Below are 18,727 nucleotides of genomic sequence, written 5' to 3' on the forward strand. Positions count from 1 at the left end.
GAAGTGACGTAGGTGAAGAGATGGTCGGACCTCGGCCCGAAAAGAACGGAGGCTCCCGGTAATGTTCAACGTGACGAGGCGACGCTTGCTGCAAGCGGGTGCCGCACTTGGGTTTTCAGGACTCGTCTCCACGAGCACAACGGCAATGGAGATGGATGGCCCAACCTATGGGGAGCACTCTTCGCCCGACCTCGAGAAGTTCAAAGACGAACTGAAGATCCCGGAAGAACGGGCTCCCGATGGGAAGCGACGAGGCGCTGACTATCATGAGATCTCAGTCGAGGAGACAACACACAGCTTCCATTCGGATCTTGATGACACGACGATCTGGGGCTTCGATGGACAGTTCCCGGGTCCAGTTCTCACTGCTCGAAAGGGCGAACGGCTTGCCGTCGAGTTCGACAATAGCGGGATGCCTGATGAGCACCTGTTCAACGTGGACACGAATGTCGAGGGGACCACGTCCGAGAACTACGTTGGGTATGATAGCCCTGTCCCAGAAGTCAGGACGGTCACGCACTTCCACGGACTTAAGGTCGATCCGGCGAACGACGGTCAGGCCGAGATGTGGACCTCCCCCGATGGCGTCGAGGGTCCGCGATTCGTCAATGCTGTCCAGGAGCTGCCGAACCGCCAGGATCGATTGACCACGATGTATCACGACCACGCCCGTGGCATTTCCCGGCTCAATAATTACGCTGGACTGGTCGGCCCTTACCGGATCAAGAGCAAGCAAGAAGACGAGATGAACCTGCCGGACGGTGAGTACGACGTTCCGCTCGTTCTGGCGGATCGCTCCTTTACCGACGATGGTGAACTCTTCTACCCGAGCATGTTCATGGCGAACGTCGCTGGCGATGTCGCTACTGTAAATGGTACCGCATGGCCGAACATGGAGGTCGAGCCACGCAAGTACCGATTCCACATCATCAACGTCTCCAACGGTCGGACGTACGACCTCGGTCTTGACAACGATGACGAGGAGGCCCACGGCGGCCCAGCGCTTCACCAGATTTCGGCGGGCCACGGGTTCCTCGAGGAGGTCGTCTCGATCGGTCATCACGGAGACATGGAGTCGCTGGTGCTTGCGCCGTTCGAGCGCGCGGAAGTCATCGTCGACTTCTCTGAGTATGCCGGCGAGACGTTCACCGTGACCAACGGCGCCATGTTCCCGTACAACGGCGACGGCGGCCATGACGATGGCGGCCACGACATGAACGGAATGGACATGGGAGACGGTGACGACGACATGGACCACGGTGACGACGACATGGACCACGGCGAAGGCGGGATGGGACACGGCGACATGGACCACCCCATGATCCACGAGATCATGCAGTTCCGCGTTACTGACGATGTGAGCGAACCGGACACCACCGCGGACCCAGCCACCCTTCGACTTCCGAATCGCAAGGGTCCAGATCCGAACGCCGCGAAAACAACGCGGAAAGTCACGATGGAGATGGGTATGGACGACAATGGGCTCATGATCCACACACTCAACGGGAAGCGATGGAGCGACCCGATCGAGTACAAGCCACAACTCGGTTCGACCGAGATTTGGGAACTCGAGAACACCGACGACCACACCCACCCGATTCACCTGCATCTAGTCGAATTCGACGTCATCGACCGCGAGCGTCACCACTCCCACGACGACCCGCAACCCCCGGAACCAAACGAGCGTGGCGGCGTGGACGTGGTCAAGGTCAACCCCGGTGAAACCGTCCGGATCGCCGTAAAATTCGACACATACACCGGCAAGTTCCCCTTCCACTGTCACGTCCTCGAGCACGAAGAACATGACATGATGCGAATGTTCGAGGTTGTTAGCGGGAATTCGAGCAGCGCTGGTCGCGGTCGTGAGACGAACTCAGGAAACAACTAGCACCGCAAGGGTCGCGAGAACCGATTTTCCGTTGTCTCCCTTAGTTCAAGTATTTGACTTTTATGCGGTCGTACTCCCGAGCGTAGTACGTCGAGAGCGTGTGCAAAAAGTCACGCCGCGTTCGTTTTCCCTCTGAACGAAAAGAACAGCCGTTATCGTTGTTGAGGTCCGCTGTTGGAGTCAGCGTCCTGTGGTGCTGGTTCTTGCTCGTCGGGGTCGCCCTGGCCGATGAACGAGAAGCCCTCACTGTTGTTGACCGATGTCGACACGTCATCGCTGACAGGCTCGTCTCCCACCTCGAACTCAATCTCCGTCTCAAACTCGTCGAGTTGTGTAGAGAGTTCCGACGCCTGCTGTGAGAGCGTTGCGATAGATCGGGACACTTCGGTCAGTGCGGTTGTCTGTTCCTCGCCGGCCGCCGCAACCGTCTCCGCTTCCGACGTAGTCTGTTTGGCGATTGTCGCCGCTTGATCGACCATTGAGACGACTTCCTGGGTAGACGCGGCTTGTTCTTCGGTGGCTGCAGAAATCTCTTGCACGCCGTCGCTCGTCCTGGTTGCGTACTCAGCGATTTCTTCGAGGACGTCGACGGTCTTCTCGACATCCTTGCGGTGGTCTGCGATTTGCTCGCTCGTCTGTCGGACTTCGCTGGTCGTGCGATCGGTTTCGGCTTTGACCTCCTCGATCCGTTTCTCGATGTTCTCGGTCGCCTCCTTCGTTTCCTCAGCGAGCTCCTTGACCTCCGTTGCGACGGCGGAGAACCCCTCCCCGTCCTCAGTTGAACGAGTAGCCTCGATGTTCGCATTCAGGGCCAGCAGGTTGGTCTGCCGAGCCATTTCAGTGATGAATTCGACCAGATTGTCGATCTGAGCGATCTCTTCTTCGAGCGCTTCGATCGCATCGATAGTTCGCTCAGAGCCGGTTTCGACCTCGTCCATCCCTTCGAGAATTTCGGTCGCGGCTTCTTGGCCCTCTCTGCCGGTCTCTGCGGTTTTGTTTGCGAGATCGGCAACGTTGTTAGAGGAGGCGGCGATCTGTTCGGTCGTCGTCGACAACCCGTTCATCTCTCTGTTGACGTTCTGAAGGCTCTCACTCTGTCGTTCGGCGCCATCAGATATCTCCTGGATTGACTCCGTCACTTGAACGCTCGCTGAGTGTACTTCCTCGGTGCTCGCGGTGGCCTCCTCGCTTGAGGCCGCAACTTCGTTCGCAAACTGGGAGGCTCGATCAACAGTCGCTTCGATCTCATCGACCATCTGATTGAATTCGACGGCGATTTCGGCCATAACGTCGCTCTGACTCTCCGGGTCCATCCGGGCGGTGAGGTCGCCCTCAGCGGTTTCTTGCATCACGCCGGCGTACTCGTCGGCTTTCGACTCGAGGTGGTCGTTGAACTGATCGGCCTTGGCGCGTGCGTCTTCGACCTCCCGTATCCGTTCACGCAGGGAGCTTCGCATATTATCGAACGCGGCGTACAGCTGGCCGATTTCGTCCGTCCGCTTTGTCTCAAGATCCGTCTCGAGGTTCCCCGACTCGAGTTCCGATGCCCGGTCAGCCAGCTCTTCGATAGGGCGTGTCGTATTGCGGCCAATGACGACGCCGACGACGCCAAGCCCGAGCACCGACAGCAGGAGTAACGCGATCACGGAGCGCTCAATTGTACCTTGCAATGCGTAGGCTGATTCGGAGGGGACGTGCGTCATGACCACCCAGTCGGTTCCGGAAACTGGCGCGAATCCCATCGCCATCTGGCCACTGTGACCGTGTCCGACATCCATCTCCATGTAGCCCGTTTCACCGTTCAGGCCACGTTTGACGGCCATCGACTCGACCTCATACTCATCATCAGAACCTATATTTTGGGTAGCGATGTCGTGAGTGTGGTGGCTCATTACGACCGTCCCCCGGTTGTCGACGATATGCGTGAACGACCCCTCTGCTGTGGACGGCCGTTCGAGTTGTTGGGTCTGGGCCTCGAGATCGACGACGAGCACAATCGCTCGCTCGGGATTGTCCGGCACTTGACTGACGAACGCAATCGAGTTCGCCTCTGTCGTGGGGTCCGTATACGGACTGGTAACGACGGTCTGGCGTGCACTCTCAAATGAGATGCCGTCAACCGCCCACTCGGCCTCAGCGTCCTGATAGTTCACGTCAGTCGCCTCGTCATGGCTACTGGCAAGGACCTGATTATCGTTCAGATCGTAGTAGTGAATCCCCGTGACGGCGCCTGAAGACTCCTCATGTTCGGTTCGAAGATATGACTCGACAGTTGCAAGATCACCGTCGGCGACACGGCCAGACGCTGAGAGATATTGGGTTTTCTCTCGCGTATTGTCGGCCCACTCGGCAATGGTATTTGCTTGAAGCATCGTCGACTGCTTCATATTGTCCTCTGTACTCTCCTCAAGCGCCGCTCCAGTTTGGACGTAGATGACGCCGCCGACACTCGCGATAAGTATCAAGACGAGTAAAAATAGCACGGCTAGCTTCCGAGAAAATTTGCTCCGAATTACTGCTACTGGTGACGTTAAAACACGATTAGCCATTTCTGAGTTCACCAAGATAGCAATGGTTAAAAATTATTGTGATTCTGAAATGGCATCTCACGCTTCTTGGGCCACAAGCCATTAGTATAGGTTTCTCTGGCCGATTTCGAGTTGACATATTCTCCCCTGACGGTGAGGCTTTAATATCCTCCATGCGGTTGAAGCCGTGGGCGCCCTCTAGTTAGAATTCTGCCATTAGTGCCAGCCCCCACAGAGGCAACGTTCTCCTACGCCGTTGGTCGGATACTTTGGTTTGTGTGCTCCTGGTTAAGACGGAGAGAGCGTGGTGACTCCAGCCACGAGTGGCTGTTCCACTTGAAGCACACGGGCCGTGCCATCGACCGCGGTACGTTCGGTTCGTGACGTTGACGAGACACGGACATCGCGATACCTCGAGCTCATCGACGTGGTTTTCCAGTAACGACTCGCCGTAATCGCTCCCATAGCGAGTTAGATTGAGTCGCATTCGATTGGTCGATTTCTGCTCCAGGGCTTTCAGCTTTCTTTGCCTGTCTGTTCTCTTCGATGGCCTTTTCCAACTTACTAATGCGCTGGTTCTTCTCCTTGAGCGTCTCCTCAAAATTCCTCACTTGCTTTTCCAGAATCTCATTCTTCCGCGCGAGATAGTACATCTCTCGATCGTTCTCACTCACTCTTACCGGCTTAGGCGCGATTCTCGATCTGCTTTTTTCCGTCGCTCCCTCTTTGTCACCTGCTTCATAGTACTCGGTCGTATGCTCGACTGCACGCTCAAGGGTCCGTTCACCATACGTTGTGCCGTCTCCATAGCGGACAGCATCCCATTTCGGTCGAACAAGTCCCGATCGGCGAAACAGTCGGTCCATCTGGTTCTGGTTGCCACCAGTCCAAAACGCCAGCAAACAACACAGAGCCATATCCGCCTCTGAATGGCTCTCGTAGCCGACAGTCGACCCGTTCCACAGCCGCTCAAATTTCTCGCTATTCGAGGCCGTCCGAGCTTTCTCGAGTAATTTCTCATCTGAGAGCGTGGGGCGTGAACTTCTCCTCTCAGTCTTCATTTCCGAGTTTTCACCTCCACTCGAATTCTGTTCAATACACTCACGATGGATCTCTTCGAGTTCTGTCTGTCGGCGATTGATCTTTGAGGGCAATCCGGGAACACGATCTCCAGTCACGGTGAAATATCGAGCGTGGTCATAGAGTTCGACCTGTCCACGCCTGTTTCGGCCACTGGGTAGCGAGCCCTCGATGAGAACGTGATACCCTGTTCCGGACGGGGATACTTCGGTATACGAATCGAGTCGTTTCACAAGCGACTTCATTTCAGGATCCGGATGTCCTGTCTCGGGATCGCGGCAGTCGTCAAGGTCGATACCGACAAACGGATCTGAAGCAGTGAACACGAAGCCGATGCCATCTGCTGTTCCCGATTGTGAATACGCGAATGCACTGTCGAAATCGCTCCACGTCGTGTCGTCCGTCGATGAGGCAAACGAACCTGTTCTCGGGTTGATCGGGACCTTCGTGGGTTTCCCGTCGCGGTCTTCGCTTCGCCAACAGAGCCACTGATCTCGTTCTCGCAGTTGCTCTGGGATGGATTCTTCATTCATTGTCATCAGTCAGAAAAGGCCTTGTCTCGCTGAACGTCACCCATGGTGCGGTCAGCACCAAACCCTACGTCGTGTTCGTCCTCGCCTGGAAGGTCGCGTCGAGTGTGGGCCTTCGGATCGAAATCGATCACAGTCGCTTCGTTCTCCATCGCTCGGACTTCGATGCCACGCCACTCACCGTCGACGCCGACGAGTGCCTCGGAGTAGCCCGTTCGCTCATTCCCTGGGACGGCTTCCTGAACGAAGCGCATCTGTGCTGTATTGAGGCCGAATTCCTCTGCCCACTCACGGTCCATGCCGTCGAGATGGTGGAATTGCTTGATCGCACACTGGTCGATAATCGCCTCCGACTCGGGATGTTGGAAGAACTCGTCAACGGTCTGGGTGACGAGCCGAATAGACAGGTTGTGGTGGCGATGATGACGAAAGACCACCTCGAGATACTCGAGACTCGCCGCATCCTGCATAATATATCGCGCTTCGTCGATGACGAAGACGACCTCTTTCTCGGTTTCTTTGGCGCGCTCGTATACGAGTGAGATCAGTAACTGCATGATGAGGCTCGTACTCCCACCGAGACTGCCCTCTTGTTGGGCGAGGTCGAGGTAGATCACCTTCTCATCACGAATATCGAACTCCGTCTTGCGACCCAGGTTCTCATACCGACCCTCCTGGGAAAATGGTCGCAATTGATCGATGAGCCACGTCGCATCGGATTCGATCTTGCCTGCTTCAGCAGCCGTCCGAACAACGTACTCCGCTGGATTCTCGACCATCTCTTCGAGGATATCGAGGACGTCCCGCATCGTCGGGCTCTCGTTGTGGTGGGTTGCAATGTCGTCGGTGATACCCTTACGAGTGTACGCTCGTTCGAGCGCCGTCTCGAGGGTTGTCCGTCGGTCGTCGAGTAAAATTCCACGGAGAGCGAAGTAGTTCGAGAGAAAGCTCATCACGCTATCGAGCTTTTCGCGATACGGACTCGCGTCTTCACCCATCGCCCGCTGGACGCGCTCGGGCGTCGGCTTGATCTCGAGTGGATTCAACCCCATCTCTCCGCCGATGGTAATTCGTTCGCCACCGAGTGCGTCGGCGACGCCAGCCCAGTTATTGAGGGGTTCGAGGATGATCCCGATGCGGTCTTCGCTCTGCTCGATCGAGCGGATGAAGTTTTGCTTTGCGCCGAACGATTTCCCGGAGCCAGGATCGCCGATTGTAAACATGGCATAGCCATTTTCACGGGCGAACGGATCGATCACGACCGGACTCTGATTTTTCCAGTGCGCGCCGAACTCAACGCCGCCATCCTCGAGGATCGTCGCCGTATGTATCGACGCGAAGAGAGCGCCTACGGCCCCGCCCAGTGCTGTCGCTTCTCGTCCGAAGGGATTCGGTCCAACTGGGGCGGCCGCCCGCAGTACCAAATCCTGCTTACAGATGGCCGTCTTCGGCGACAGTCCAGCCGGATCTTCACGGAGCCGACTCCGTACGGTTCGAACACTTTCTCGAAGTTCATCCCGCGTCCCGGCCCGGATCGTGAGGAACGTTCCCTGGCTGAAGACGCGGCTCCCGCTCTCGACGCTCTTGTACGTCGATACGGCTTCGGCTGCTCGTTCCTGTAAGTACGCGCCACGGACGCTCCGTTCGAGGTCGGCATCTGCTTGCAGGTCATCTGCGGCCCGCTGTAACTCGTCTCGAGCCTGTTCCTGGTTTCTGGGTGTGAGGTGGACCGTGAGATCGAATTCGACATCGATCAGTTCGAAGAGTTCGTTGAGATACCCATCTTTGGGATAATCCGGATAGTCTGCAATGTAGAGCGTTGAGGTCCATTGCTCGCCGACTCGTGCCGTCCGTGTCCCCCATTCAATTGCGTCGGGGGCGATGAGGTTTTGGTGCCGGTGAGCGACCTCGTCGAGAACCGTACGCTCATCCTGGGCCGCTTCGATCGTTGCCTGCTTGAGAAGGTCGCCCAGTTCGACCTCGTTAACTTCTTCTGTGTGCCACCGGTCCCAGCCACTCCTTACGAGAAGTGTCCCCACAACGGTGAGCCCCAGATACAGGACGAGTCCTTCCGGTGTTGCGGGGTCGGGCAGTGTCTGTGCTACGGCTCCGATGAGAGCGAATCGGATCGATCCGTCGCTCATTCGTCTCGCCTCTCTCGGTTGTCGATCACTGACTGTTCACGCATCGCGTTCTCTGGGGTGTCGTATTCGTGTTCTTCGCCGTTCCAGAAGTCCATTGCGAGGAGGAACGTTTCGACCGTGCTCAACGGGCGGCCAGACCATCCTGGCGCTTTTTGCACGAACTCGGTCTGGACCGCTCGTCGTCGCGTCTCGAGTTTCTCGAACATCGCTGCTCGTAACTCGCCATCGCTCATGTTCACTCGTCGAGTCACGAACGGATTGAACAGAAAACCGATCACCGGAAACGAGGTGAGTTTCTCCGCTGGTGACCGCTCGTCTTGATAGCGGTCGTAAACTTCGAGTGGCGCCACTTCGACGCCCATGAAGTATCGAAGCTGCGTCGTCCCCGACAGCTCTCGCGGTCGATTCTCACGATACTCCTCGAGCAACACCTCGAAAACCGGGTTATCTTTGACGTCTTCGTCGAGCAGTCGATCATCGATCCGGTCGATCAGGCGCTCGACGGGAAACGGCCGGGTCGTCGCGTGGAAGGTGAGTTTGAAATCGAGTTCACGATTTGCAAACTCTTCGCCGAGCCGCTGAATGTGTGCCCAGTCACCAGACATGGCGAAATCCATGTTGCCAGCATCGATCTCGAGGAATGCCTCCATCGTGCCATCAGTTCGTTCGATCGCGCCAGCACCTGGCCAGGCGCGAGCTATCGAAGTGAGGTCCTGAGTGGACTCACCGGGTTTGAACGGCGTGTAGTTGATCAGGCCGCCTTCAGTGGTTGGCTCGTCGGAGTCTTGACCGACTTCGCCACTGTAGGTGAATCGAGGCCGTTTGCAATAATAGCGATAGACGTCTCCGAGCCATACGGTCGCCGGGAGATGACCCGGTGAGGCGTAGACGATTGCTCCACCGAGGACAACCCCAAGTAAGACGAACGGAAGAATCGCCCCATCGAGCCCCGTCAAGCCTCCAAAGAGAAGACCTGCAATCGGGAAGCCAACTAAGATGTAGACGTCCCCTTCATCGATATTCAACAGTGGGATGCGACTCTCTTCGCCGAATTTGTCCATAATACGCCGACTCGCGGCGTCGTGTTCTCGCGACATTAGTAGTACCCCGGATCGTTTTCTGTACGACGATAGTCGGGGATTCCAGCATTGCCGTAGGAATCCCTCACCGTATTGTCGTTCGCTGTTTGGCTCTCGGAAGTGCCACCCGTGGCCACACCAGTAGCGGATTGAGTTCCTGACTCGCCAAACCTCGAAGCCACGGTATACCCTGCCGCAGCTTTTGGCCCCCAACGTGCCGCTGCTGAGGCGGCTGCAGGCCCAGCGATTGTCCCTGCACCAACGACTGCACCGGCTGTCACCGTTGCCTTGCCCGTCGCGCCGATAACTCTGGTCGTCATCGGTGCAGCGTATTTGAACAGCTTCCAGACGATGATGATCGATAGTAGTGGGAGTGTGACGGCAATGAGGTAACTCAGAAAGGCGCTGTCTGGGACGAGACTCGAGTTTGCACCATCACCGAAGAGAAGTTCATAGCCCTTGAACAGGAGCGCAACGGGGATCGGCATGATCGCCAGCGGGACGAACTTCATACAGGCTGTCCTCGCGATATGAGAGACGACGGGCAGGTTTCCAAACGCGAGTGCAATCCCAACCGGCATCGCGTAGATGAAGATGTAGAGCATGATCTCTCGGAGGAAAAACAACGCCTGAAGAATCCACATCGCTGTTGCACCGATGCCAGTCAAAAAGAGGGCAAGGAGGGGATTCGAAATAGTCAGCTTCAACAATTCTATCATTACGTTTGTGACTGTGGCCACATCAGGAATGAGAGCAATAGTGAATCCGTCGACGAGATAGAGGGCTAACACAGCAACCCAGTACCACGTCACAATGAGGAATGCGCCCGTCCAGGCGCTTCGTTTCGTTTTCCGAGCATCGTAGGCGCTCCCCATATTGAAAATACGGATCGTGTGTCGTCCCTGGACACACATTACCAGTAGTAGAAGAGCAACGAGCATGATCTCACCTGTGACGAGAGCGCTATGAATGTCTACCCACGGCGTGTTTGTCGGTTGACCAAATACAAACGCACCATCTGTTTCTGGTGTTGGTGTTCCGAAGACCTGTGACGTGATCGCTCCGTAAGTGTCTGCCAACCCTTCCTGGAACCATTGAATAAGCTTGTCAATTGCGTCTTCAAACCATTTGATCCCGATATCGCTGAGAGACCATGCAATCATGGCAATACCTTTTCGACCTTGTATGAACAACCATATGTGTCAGATTCGGCATATTGGATTTTATATTCCAAACTGATACTTTGTGAGTGGTGAATCGAAAATAACTCTACAGTGAAATGTCCATCCTCGCCTGCTAAATCGCAGTCAATTCCTCGAGCAGTAGGAGAAAACGGCCAAGTATTACTGTAGATGAGCACTGTTTCCCCAGCTGGAATTACAATTGCATCAGCATCTGCGCCAAAGTCATTCTCCGGATCGTAGATTCCGCTAACGCCAGTCTCGTCGTAACTTTCGTGGGTTGGAAGCGGAACGTCACCACGAAACCGGAGTTGGGTAACCGCAGTAGGTCCCGTTCCGGTATTGGTAACTGACAGAATAGCCTCAGCGTTCGTATCCGATTCGGTCGCCCCTTCGTACATTTCCTCGGGATACTCTTTGCCCAACCGAAGCTCCGTCAACTCGAGATCGGGCTCGAGTTTCAAAATCTGGGTTTCCACGACCTCCTTTGCAGCGAGGCCGACCACCTCATATGTCCCTGGAGTGTACTCCGCCCCGATCTCGACAGTAAGTCGTGAAACACCAGCTTCGACTGTTCGAGTCACGAAGAGTTCTCCTGAGGGATCGACGACGTTCACCTGGTCAATCACTCCCGCCTTGAATGCAAGAACCAGCTGCGTCCCCTCCACCCTTGAGTCGAACTCGAGGGAGTCGTTCGATTCTGTCGCCGATTCGCTATCGTCTGAGGCGGTACAGCCAGCCAGCCCTACTGATGTAGCGAGGGCCAATACCCTGAGGGCGGTTCGTCTCTGGTATGTCTGTTGATTGGTGTTCATGGCAGCTCGTCATTGAATTTCAAGAAGGTGCCAATCCGCTTGGCAGCATAGAGGACAACGGCAAAAGGGAGGGCAAAGCGTACGAGATCGACCAGTAGCGTAAACCAGCCAGTGGGCGACGTCAGTGGATGCCACGTTGCCGTAGCGGTATCTCCAAGGTAGGCTGGTTGGTGTGAGCGCCAAGATCCTGGATGGTACTCAGCCGTGTAGATTCCCGGCTGACTTACTGTTATCTCGGCAGTTCCAGTTACGTCCGTTTTGACACGGCGATCACCAACGGTAATGTACCCTGATCGAGCGTCCTGACCGATCAACGAGAACCGCGGATCGTCGAGGGTATCGAGCATAATCGGATCTCCGGTTGCCGTATCGCGCAGCTCGATTCGAAGCGTACTCGCTGTGTCACTCGAGTTGATAACCTCTACCGAGAGCTCGCTCTCACGGATCTCACGTTGTGTACCGTTATTGGGTTTGACAATCTCTGCAGTGACGCCACGGACGATTCCCTCAACGGTGATCGAATCAGGGTCGATCTCGTCGTATCGAAGTGCGACTCCCGATGAACGGGTATATGGGCCTGAAACGACGTCAACCTCGACGTTGTCGTGCATCGACGGCGCTGGAGATTCAGTTTCTCTCCCCCAGACCTCGAGCAGTGTTGGCCCATCGCGAATTGGCTCTACGCGCGGCCCGATATTGGATGGGAACGCGTGGACGTACACTGGGCGCGGTGTTTCGTTGAGCGATCGTGTGCCGTCTCGAGTCGACTCGACGAGTCGATCCCAGTTCGTGTCGCGAGCCGTGTAGTATCGCCATACACCACGGACGCTGACGTCGCCGTCTTCAGAGAGCGTGTACCCGTTCCAGGGTTGTCGCTGATAGATCGCAACGCCATCATCGTCATCGGGATACGATGCGTAGTAGATCACCGCCTGCGGATCGTAGACATCAACCTCGAGGTCTTGACTCACGGTCACGTTATCGGAGACGATTCGAGTTTCGACCTCGCTCTGGTTGCCAACCCGTACCTCTATTTCGAGGCGTGTGTAGATGTCGGCCTCGAGTGTTAGCGTCCCCTGTCCAGAATGCTCAGAGTTGTATTCGAATACCGGATTGTGCGTCCCCTCGGCAGTCTCGACAACGGTCTCGTCCAGGCGCAATCTGACTTCGTCAATACCGTGCTCTTGAATCGACCACGAAACGATCTCGGTATCCCGTAGCTGGGCTTCATCGAGGCGGATCCGATAATCGACGAACCCCCTCATGGTCCCTTCCGGGGCAACATAGTGAACGGACTGCTCTGGATCGATATGCGTCCGTGTCGATGGATGGATCGCAAACACCGTCGCGTGCGCATCGGCGATCCCGATCGAATCCGTGAGTGTGGCGTGTTCGGGATACCTCGAGGTGTTACTCCCGCCTGCCTCGAGGCGGTCGTAGTCCTGGTCCGTCCAACGTGTGGCTGTATCTGGAGGGTGGGTAAACGAAATGTCTGTACAGGTGGCGAGTTCTTCTATCGCTGATGGCTCTTTGGCGTACTGAGCTTCGTACTCAGCAGGGGTTAGACACTCATCCAGGTCTTTCGACCAGAGCGTTGCTGTTTCGTTAGCATCGAGGTCGTCCTCGTCGGCAGGTACTGGAGAACTCTGGCCGGCCACACTACTGGCGATGACCGCAACGGTAACGACTCCCAGCAGCACAAACGTCGATCGAACCCTCTGATTCCAGAGGAGGCGACCTCGTCGTCGCTGACCCATGTTTACCACGGCACGAAATCCACACACTCAGCGAGTGGCAACCCCATCGTCGCCCCAGCGACGGTGTACAGCGGCCCCAGTATTACCAGGATGAGCGCGGACTTGAGTGCCGTCCGTTTGTGCTGTTTGAGATCCTTCTTTTGCTCGAAGTTCATCGTAAACATCTCGACGAGTGAATCTGCCTGCCAGACGACGACGAGTCCCATGAGTCCGAGGGCAGTCGTGATCTGGAAGAATCCAGAAATCATCCCGGGGAGGCCTTCAGCATCACAGACAACGCTTTCTTGTGCAAGTACTGGATCGACGGCGACAACAGTCAACAATACGACGACTCCAGCGCTAGTATGTAGAAATCGCCTGAGTCGATCCGGCGTCGGTTCAGATGCGGCTTCGACAGCGACGTTACTCGAACTCATCTAGGCGCGCCTCTCAATCGATATCCAAGAAGGGGTTTCGTACGTATACGGAACGGCAGTCATTGTGTCGTCACACTCAGTCTCCCGTGATTGATTAAGTATTTTGCGGATAAAATCTGTTGGATTAAACTACCATTTTCGAGTGAGAGTCTTTCGCGCCATCAGCTGGTCGTCAGCACAAAAACGAGTTGTACAAGCCCTCTAACGTCGATACTGTAGCTCACCACTACATGGCTTCCAGGGCAGAATCTACCAGAGAATTAACTGTGGCTATAGTACTGGTACGTTGGGAGAACCTCCTCCAAGAGTTCGTCGATAATTTCCCAGAGAATTAGAGATGGGGTCTCGTGTTCGAACGTGATCCCCCATCGGTCTTCACCTGTCTCTGTTTTGTACTGGAAATGTGCTCGGCCGAGATCAGGGTGATCCTCATCTTGGTGCCAACCAGCGTGGAATCCTGTATTCGGATCGGTGTAGTTGACCCGAAACCAATCATGAGGTGTCTGTCGATACCAAGCAATAATCAGTTTCGGTGATTCAGGTCCTGTCTGTGGATCGAGGCGCGTTGGATCGAACGTTGCCTGTAGCTGTTTGGCTTGGACGTCGTCAGGAACATATTCAACTGTCGTGATATGGGGTATTCGCTCGAGGACGTCCTGTTTGAGTTGTGCATACAGATTCGCATTTGGATCGCCTCCCGGATGTTGGATGGACATCCATCAACTCCTGGCATCAGCATGTTCTGCATTCGGAGCCAGGAAGTCCCATTCGCGGATTGCGAATCCAACGATCTGGATACGCCGTTGGAGATGTGTCCACTCGCGTGCGATGTCGCGTCGGCGAGCCTCCTCATCAGGACCAAGATTCTCATCAGCGAGGGTAGCTCGAAGCTGGTTCGGTGACTCAACTTCAAACTCTTCCTTCCAGTCGCGAATCTGCCCTTTCATCTCGGCGAGTCTATCGGTTAACTCCTCAACTGTTCGGCCACCATCACGAAGTCGCATTGCTTCCTGCATCGCTTGTTGGCGGTAGTCCGGATAGTACGTCGTGTGAGTCCCGCTATCATCTTGACGAAGGACACCGTCGTTAACGAGTCGCCTCAGGACACGCTTGGTCGGTTCATGTGACCACTCTGCCTCTGAAGCGATCCAATTAGCTGTTTTTGGTTCTGACAGCTGGCGAGCAACCATCCGTACGCGGTCTTCTCCGGTCGTCTGGCGGTCTCTGAGCCCGGTAGTACCATCCGACGTTTCCCCGGTCATGTTTCACACTTCGGCTGGTATCTTAATATAGGTTGAGGCTATTCGAGCTATATGGAATTAGGTTGCAGTGATGACGGACTGTGGACTACTCGAGTTCGAAGACAGCAACATCAGCTCTTCCACAATACGGACACACACTTTTCGCCGACTCGAGCATCGTGCCACAATATCGGCACTCGTAGATGGTCGAGGATTGATGCTCCCGTCCCAGCAACCACTCGAGAACGATCACTCTGTCTCCTCCAGTGATTTTCGACCGGTTCGAACACACTCCCAGCAAGGTAGCGAACTGAGCTCAGCACAGACGCACTCCGTTGGCTCGTCGTTTTCGCTCTCGTGTGCTTGCTCTGGCTCCTGGTTTTCGGCGGGGATACCACCGTCAGCGATGAGTTGTTGGTCTGTTATTGCCTGGATGAGTGGTCGTCGGATCGCGACCGACACTCGGTGTTTACACGCGCCTTCGTAGTACTCATCAGCGGGGCACTCACAGTGTGTTGGAACCCCGTTTTCGATCGTTACTCTGTATTCGTGATCGGCTGGATTTTCGTGGCTAGCATTCCTGACGAGGACGCCTTCCGGGACGAGTGTGTATTCGAACGCTTCGTACTGGGCGCGTTTGGCTGTTCGTCGAGTAAACTCGAGTTGCGTGAGTGGATGTCTCTCCATTCGGTTTTCACGCAGGACAATGATTGATGCCCTGCACCCCTGTGGGGCACACAAAAACAACTACTCGAGGGAACTCATCGTGTTAACCAACGAAACCCGGTAATATCCATCCTTGTTGGTTAATATTGAGGACCTGCTGTACAAGTTACCTCCTCCGCATACGGAACGCCTGAGTCATTATTTCGATAATCATTATTAGAAGTATGACTTTTTATGATCGTGGCAGTGAACTCGAAGTCATCGAAGCTGCAGCCGTATTACCGGATTTCCTAATCACTCTTTTCAACTGATGCGGTAGCGCGGAGTCCCCTTCCTCAAGGAGCGACCGGAGTGAGCGAGTAGGGAGGGGAGGAGCGCATTCGTATAGGCACAGACACTTACCTATAAGTAGCCACCCGACCACATTGAAACCGTGGCAGACGACTACGTGCGTCGGACGACAATCACTCGTCTCGAGGTTACCGACGAGCAACGCGACCTCCTCGAAGAGACCATCTCCGAGTGGAAGCGTGGGTGCCAACTCACCACCGACATGGCGTGGGGCAAGGCCAACGCCAAAAGTGATGTCCAGCCCCTCGCCTACGATACTGTGCGCGACGACACCGACATCGGGAGTCAGCACGCGATTCTCGCCACCCACCAGGCCGCACAAGCCATCACCGGTTGTAATGAACGCCGGTCGAAGGGTAAGAAGGTCAGCAAGCCCATCTTCACTGCCCCGACCGTAACGTACGATACGCGGACGATGACGCTGTTCGACGATGATACCGTCTCCCTCTCCACCACAGAGAGCCGTGTCCGGTGTCCGCTTGCCCTCCCCGACGCTGACGATGGCTACCAGCGTCAGTACCTCGACTCGGACACATGGAGCGTCACGGAAAGTACGCTCACCGCCCGTGACGGCGAGTTCTTCTTGCATATCGGCTTCCGCCGACCCAAGAACGATACCGAGCGGAACACCGCCGAGGACGGAACGGTTCTCGGGGTTGACTTCGGGATCGAAAATCTCGCCGTCACCAGCACCGCCTCTTTCTTTAATGGGCGGGAGCTAACCCACCACCTCCGCGAGTTCGAGAAGGTACGTGCCGGACTCCAACAGACCGGAACCCGAAGCGCCCACCGGACGCTCGTTCAGTCGAGTGGTCGCGAGCTTCGATACGTCCGCGACGTACTCCACCGAGCGTCGAACGCGATTGTGGACGAAGCCCTCCGATACGAGTGCGACGTGATTGCGTTCGAGAACCTGACCTACATCCGCGACCGAACCAGGGCATCGTGGGGACACAAGTGGGCGTTCCGAACACTCTACGAGTACGTCGAGTACAAGGCCGAAGCGGTCGGCATCTCGGTGAAGCAAGTCGGTTCAGCGTACACGTCCAAGCGGTGCGCCGAGTGTGGATTTACGGCAGCCGAGAATCGTCCGACTCGCAACGACTTCCAGTGTCAGAAATGCGGGTCGGAAGCGAACGCGGACTACAACGCGGCGAAGAACATCGGTATGCGGTACGTCCGTCGAGGCCAACAGTTGTCTCGGCGGACGGGCGACAGTCAACTCGCCCTAAAGTCTGGAACCGTGACGCCAAACGGCGGGTTTACCGCCTACCCTGATAGGTTCGAGGCCGAGTTCACGGACAAGCCCCACCCTCCACAAGCGAGGCCGTCAGGCCGAGCGAAGTAGGGTGGGGTAGTTGACCTGTGGCGATCCATTCTGCACTGTGATCGTGTACATCTTCGTCGACGATCAGACCACACGTTCGACAGCAGGTTTCTCGGTTCGCTGTGATGAGTTTACTACTGCACTCTGGACACCACGTCTTCGGCTGCGTTTCTCTTTCTAACTCTCGATCGAAGCGACTGCTGAAGGTCCTGGTTGTAGCCATCACTATCTCCGACGAGGCAACTACCTGTTCGCCCCGTCACCCCTTACGGGGATATAAACCGTCTCACGATAGAATCGGAGGCAACCGGAGCGAGCGAAACGCAGTATACCTTACAAACAGCGCATACGTCATGGGAACAATATCGACGCAGATTCCGGATGATCTCGAAGCGGAACTCGAAGAATATCTCGAGGAAGAACGTCTGGATCGGAGCACTGCAGTCCAAAAGCTTCTCTCGGAGGGGCTCGAGGACTGGCGTCGAGAGCAAGCACTCGGACGACTCGCTGCCGATGAGATCACGTTCACCAAGGCCGCCTAATGTGCAGGGATGTCCGTCTGGGAGTTTGCCCAGCTCGCAAAGGATCGTGACACCACGTGGGTGTCGGGCGATCACCTAGAAACCAATCTCGAGGAATTGTGAACGTAGTTTTTCACTTGTCCCCGCTGAACTCCTCGAAGTCCTCGATGGTGACGGCGATCGCGTCCTGGTCCGGTACGTCACGGACCGCGTATGCCGTTGGATAATTACCGGCCCTGGCATATGTCTCGGGCTGGGCAATCCGTCGACGATCAGTATTCGAGTGTTCTCGTAAGTACTCCTGCGTGATCATCGGCTCTACGAACGTCAGTTCTGCAGTCCCATCGCCGTCGTGGTCGTACGCACCCCAGATGAGCGTGTTCGCGAACTCCCCGCCAGTCATCTCGGGAACGGTGGGGTTGACCATGTGTTCGCCCATATCGGTGATGACTCGCTCCTCTACGATTGGTCCTCGAGCATATCCCTCCGGAATGTATCTACTCGGAAGATCGTAAGTCGGCGCGGCCGGCCCGGTGATGGCGTCGACAGTGTTGGCCGGAAGCATGTGGAAGTGGATGTCGAAGTGCGGCACTTCCCAGGCATTCGGTGGTGGGTGTCCATCCGGGTTCCAATGTAACCCGAGGAAGGTGAATGGTGTCGTCGATGTTTGTGGGAACGGCATGAAGAATTCTTGGGACCACTTGTGGTGGATGATCACCGATTCGCCGGTCGGTCCGTACTTGTCCGTGTAGTTTTCCGTCCCCGACTGTTCGAGTTCTGCGGCCGACGGGAGTCCCTCGAGGGCGGCTCGTTCCATGAACATCCCATAATACTTTGGACGTCCTGACGGCGTGACGGTCGTGAACGTCCGCACCTCGCCGTTGCCCAGGCTTACTGGAGTTCCCCACTCGGTGATGCCGTTGGGCGGGAACGTATCGCCCTCGTCTGCACTCGCCAGGCCACTCGCCCCGATGACCGTTCCAGTAGCAGCCACGGCCCCGAGAAACCGACGCCTGCCAATGTCAACCCGGTTAATACCTCCCCTCATTTCCCGCGTGTTCTCTCGCGTCATTGTTTAACGGAAATGAAGGTATGAACAACCCGACATTTCCTGTATCACCTATACATGGTAAGTACCATAACATTATCGGATAACTGAATGTCTCGCTGGCTCTAATTCACGGGTTCTCGACCAGAGAAACT

The 18,727-nt window shown here is 55.9% G+C and carries 14 protein-coding genes and 1 pseudogene; 3 read left to right on the top strand and 12 right to left on the bottom strand.

Features of this window, described 5'->3' with window-relative positions; translation table 11 throughout:
* Positions 1 to 151 precede the first annotated feature (151 nt).
* Positions 152 to 1,888, top strand: coding sequence for a multicopper oxidase family protein (locus NGM29_RS06160; protein ID WP_254159561.1), 1,737 nt, complete (start codon positions 152 to 154; stop codon positions 1,886 to 1,888).
* A 152-nt stretch (positions 1,889 to 2,040) separates the two neighbouring features.
* Here the strand turns inward: NGM29_RS06160 and NGM29_RS06165 are convergent, their stop codons facing one another.
* From NGM29_RS06165 to NGM29_RS06215, 11 genes are all read right to left on the bottom strand, one after another.
* Entirely contained in the window at positions 2,041 to 4,041 is a 2,001-nt protein-coding gene (locus tag NGM29_RS06165; RefSeq protein WP_311136845.1) for a methyl-accepting chemotaxis protein, read from the bottom strand.
* Between the two features lie 794 nt (positions 4,042 to 4,835).
* Positions 4,836 to 6,029, bottom strand: a complete 1,194-nt coding sequence (locus NGM29_RS06170) for a phage NrS-1 polymerase family protein (protein ID WP_484549577.1) — start codon at positions 6,027 to 6,029, stop codon at positions 4,836 to 4,838.
* Positions 6,030 to 6,034: 5 nt separating this feature from the next.
* Complete coding sequence (locus NGM29_RS06175; protein ID WP_254159564.1) at positions 6,035 to 8,170, bottom strand: VirB4 family type IV secretion system protein; 2,136 nt, start codon at positions 8,168 to 8,170, stop codon at positions 6,035 to 6,037.
* The gene (locus NGM29_RS06180; protein ID WP_254159565.1) at positions 8,167 to 9,267 is read right to left on the bottom strand and encodes a TraC-like domain-containing protein; all 1,101 of its coding nucleotides are present in this window, start codon (positions 9,265 to 9,267) and stop codon (positions 8,167 to 8,169) included. The genes NGM29_RS06175 and NGM29_RS06180 overlap by 4 nt, the downstream gene beginning before the upstream one ends.
* Positions 9,267 to 10,409: a TrbL/VirB6 family protein gene (locus tag NGM29_RS06185; RefSeq protein ID WP_254160445.1), complete on the bottom strand. Its 1,143-nt coding sequence runs from the start codon at positions 10,407 to 10,409 to the stop codon at positions 9,267 to 9,269. Before NGM29_RS06185 ends, NGM29_RS06180 begins: the two co-directional genes overlap by 1 nt.
* Positions 10,409 to 11,245, bottom strand: coding sequence for a PLP-dependent aminotransferase family protein (locus tag NGM29_RS06190; RefSeq protein ID WP_254159566.1), 837 nt, complete (start codon positions 11,243 to 11,245; stop codon positions 10,409 to 10,411). The genes NGM29_RS06185 and NGM29_RS06190 overlap by 1 nt, the downstream gene beginning before the upstream one ends.
* Complete coding sequence (locus tag NGM29_RS06195; protein ID WP_254159567.1) at positions 11,242 to 13,002, bottom strand: DUF8186 domain-containing protein; 1,761 nt, start codon at positions 13,000 to 13,002, stop codon at positions 11,242 to 11,244. The genes NGM29_RS06190 and NGM29_RS06195 overlap by 4 nt, the downstream gene beginning before the upstream one ends.
* A 2-nt stretch (positions 13,003 to 13,004) precedes the next feature.
* Positions 13,005 to 13,418: a DUF7985 family protein gene (locus NGM29_RS06200; RefSeq protein WP_254159568.1), complete on the bottom strand. Its 414-nt coding sequence runs from the start codon at positions 13,416 to 13,418 to the stop codon at positions 13,005 to 13,007.
* A gap of 260 nt (positions 13,419 to 13,678) precedes the next feature.
* Positions 13,679 to 14,134, bottom strand: a complete 456-nt coding sequence (locus NGM29_RS06205; RefSeq protein WP_254159569.1) for a hypothetical protein — start codon at positions 14,132 to 14,134, stop codon at positions 13,679 to 13,681.
* 3 nt (positions 14,135 to 14,137) lie between these two features.
* The gene (locus NGM29_RS06210) at positions 14,138 to 14,680 is read right to left on the bottom strand and encodes a DUF7342 family protein (RefSeq protein ID WP_254159570.1); all 543 of its coding nucleotides are present in this window, start codon (positions 14,678 to 14,680) and stop codon (positions 14,138 to 14,140) included.
* A 228-nt stretch (positions 14,681 to 14,908) separates the two neighbouring features.
* Positions 14,909 to 15,346, bottom strand: a complete 438-nt coding sequence (locus NGM29_RS06215) for an SWIM zinc finger family protein (RefSeq protein ID WP_254160447.1) — start codon at positions 15,344 to 15,346, stop codon at positions 14,909 to 14,911.
* A 412-nt stretch (positions 15,347 to 15,758) separates the two neighbouring features.
* Between NGM29_RS06215 and NGM29_RS06220 the strand changes: the two genes are divergently transcribed.
* On the top strand, positions 15,759 to 17,024 hold the full coding sequence (locus NGM29_RS06220; protein WP_254159572.1) for an RNA-guided endonuclease InsQ/TnpB family protein: 1,266 nt from the start codon (positions 15,759 to 15,761) through the stop codon (positions 17,022 to 17,024).
* Between the two features lie 332 nt (positions 17,025 to 17,356).
* Positions 17,357 to 17,647: pseudogene (locus tag NGM29_RS06225) on the top strand (hypothetical protein).
* Between the two features lie 10 nt (positions 17,648 to 17,657).
* On the opposite strand, the gene NGM29_RS06230 reads toward NGM29_RS06225, so the two are convergent.
* Positions 17,658 to 18,518, bottom strand: a complete 861-nt coding sequence (locus NGM29_RS06230) for a hypothetical protein (protein WP_254159574.1) — start codon at positions 18,516 to 18,518, stop codon at positions 17,658 to 17,660.
* Between the last annotated feature and the right edge of the window lie 209 nt (positions 18,519 to 18,727).

Source organism: Natronosalvus rutilus (assembly GCF_024204665.1).
Taxonomy (GTDB): Archaea; Halobacteriota; Halobacteria; order Halobacteriales; family Natrialbaceae; genus Natronosalvus; species Natronosalvus rutilus.

Coding starts and splice junctions, on each gene's coding strand:
- NGM29_RS06160 (WP_254159561.1), top strand. CDS start 152: ATGGATGGCCCAACCTATGGGGAGCACTCTTCGCCCGACCTCGAGAAG.
- NGM29_RS06170 (WP_484549577.1), bottom strand. CDS start 6,029: ATGAATGAAGAATCCATCCCAGAGCAACTGCGAGAACGAGATCAGTGG.
- NGM29_RS06175 (WP_254159564.1), bottom strand. CDS start 8,170: ATGAGCGACGGATCGATCCGATTCGCTCTCATCGGAGCCGTAGCACAG.
- NGM29_RS06180 (WP_254159565.1), bottom strand. CDS start 9,267: ATGTCGCGAGAACACGACGCCGCGAGTCGGCGTATTATGGACAAATTC.
- NGM29_RS06190 (WP_254159566.1), bottom strand. CDS start 11,245: ATGAACACCAATCAACAGACATACCAGAGACGAACCGCCCTCAGGGTA.
- NGM29_RS06195 (WP_254159567.1), bottom strand. CDS start 13,002: ATGGGTCAGCGACGACGAGGTCGCCTCCTCTGGAATCAGAGGGTTCGA.
- NGM29_RS06200 (WP_254159568.1), bottom strand. CDS start 13,418: ATGAGTTCGAGTAACGTCGCTGTCGAAGCCGCATCTGAACCGACGCCG.
- NGM29_RS06205 (WP_254159569.1), bottom strand. CDS start 14,134: ATGTCCATCCAACATCCGGGAGGCGATCCAAATGCGAATCTGTATGCA.
- NGM29_RS06210 (WP_254159570.1), bottom strand. CDS start 14,680: ATGACCGGGGAAACGTCGGATGGTACTACCGGGCTCAGAGACCGCCAG.
- NGM29_RS06215 (WP_254160447.1), bottom strand. CDS start 15,346: ATGGAGAGACATCCACTCACGCAACTCGAGTTTACTCGACGAACAGCC.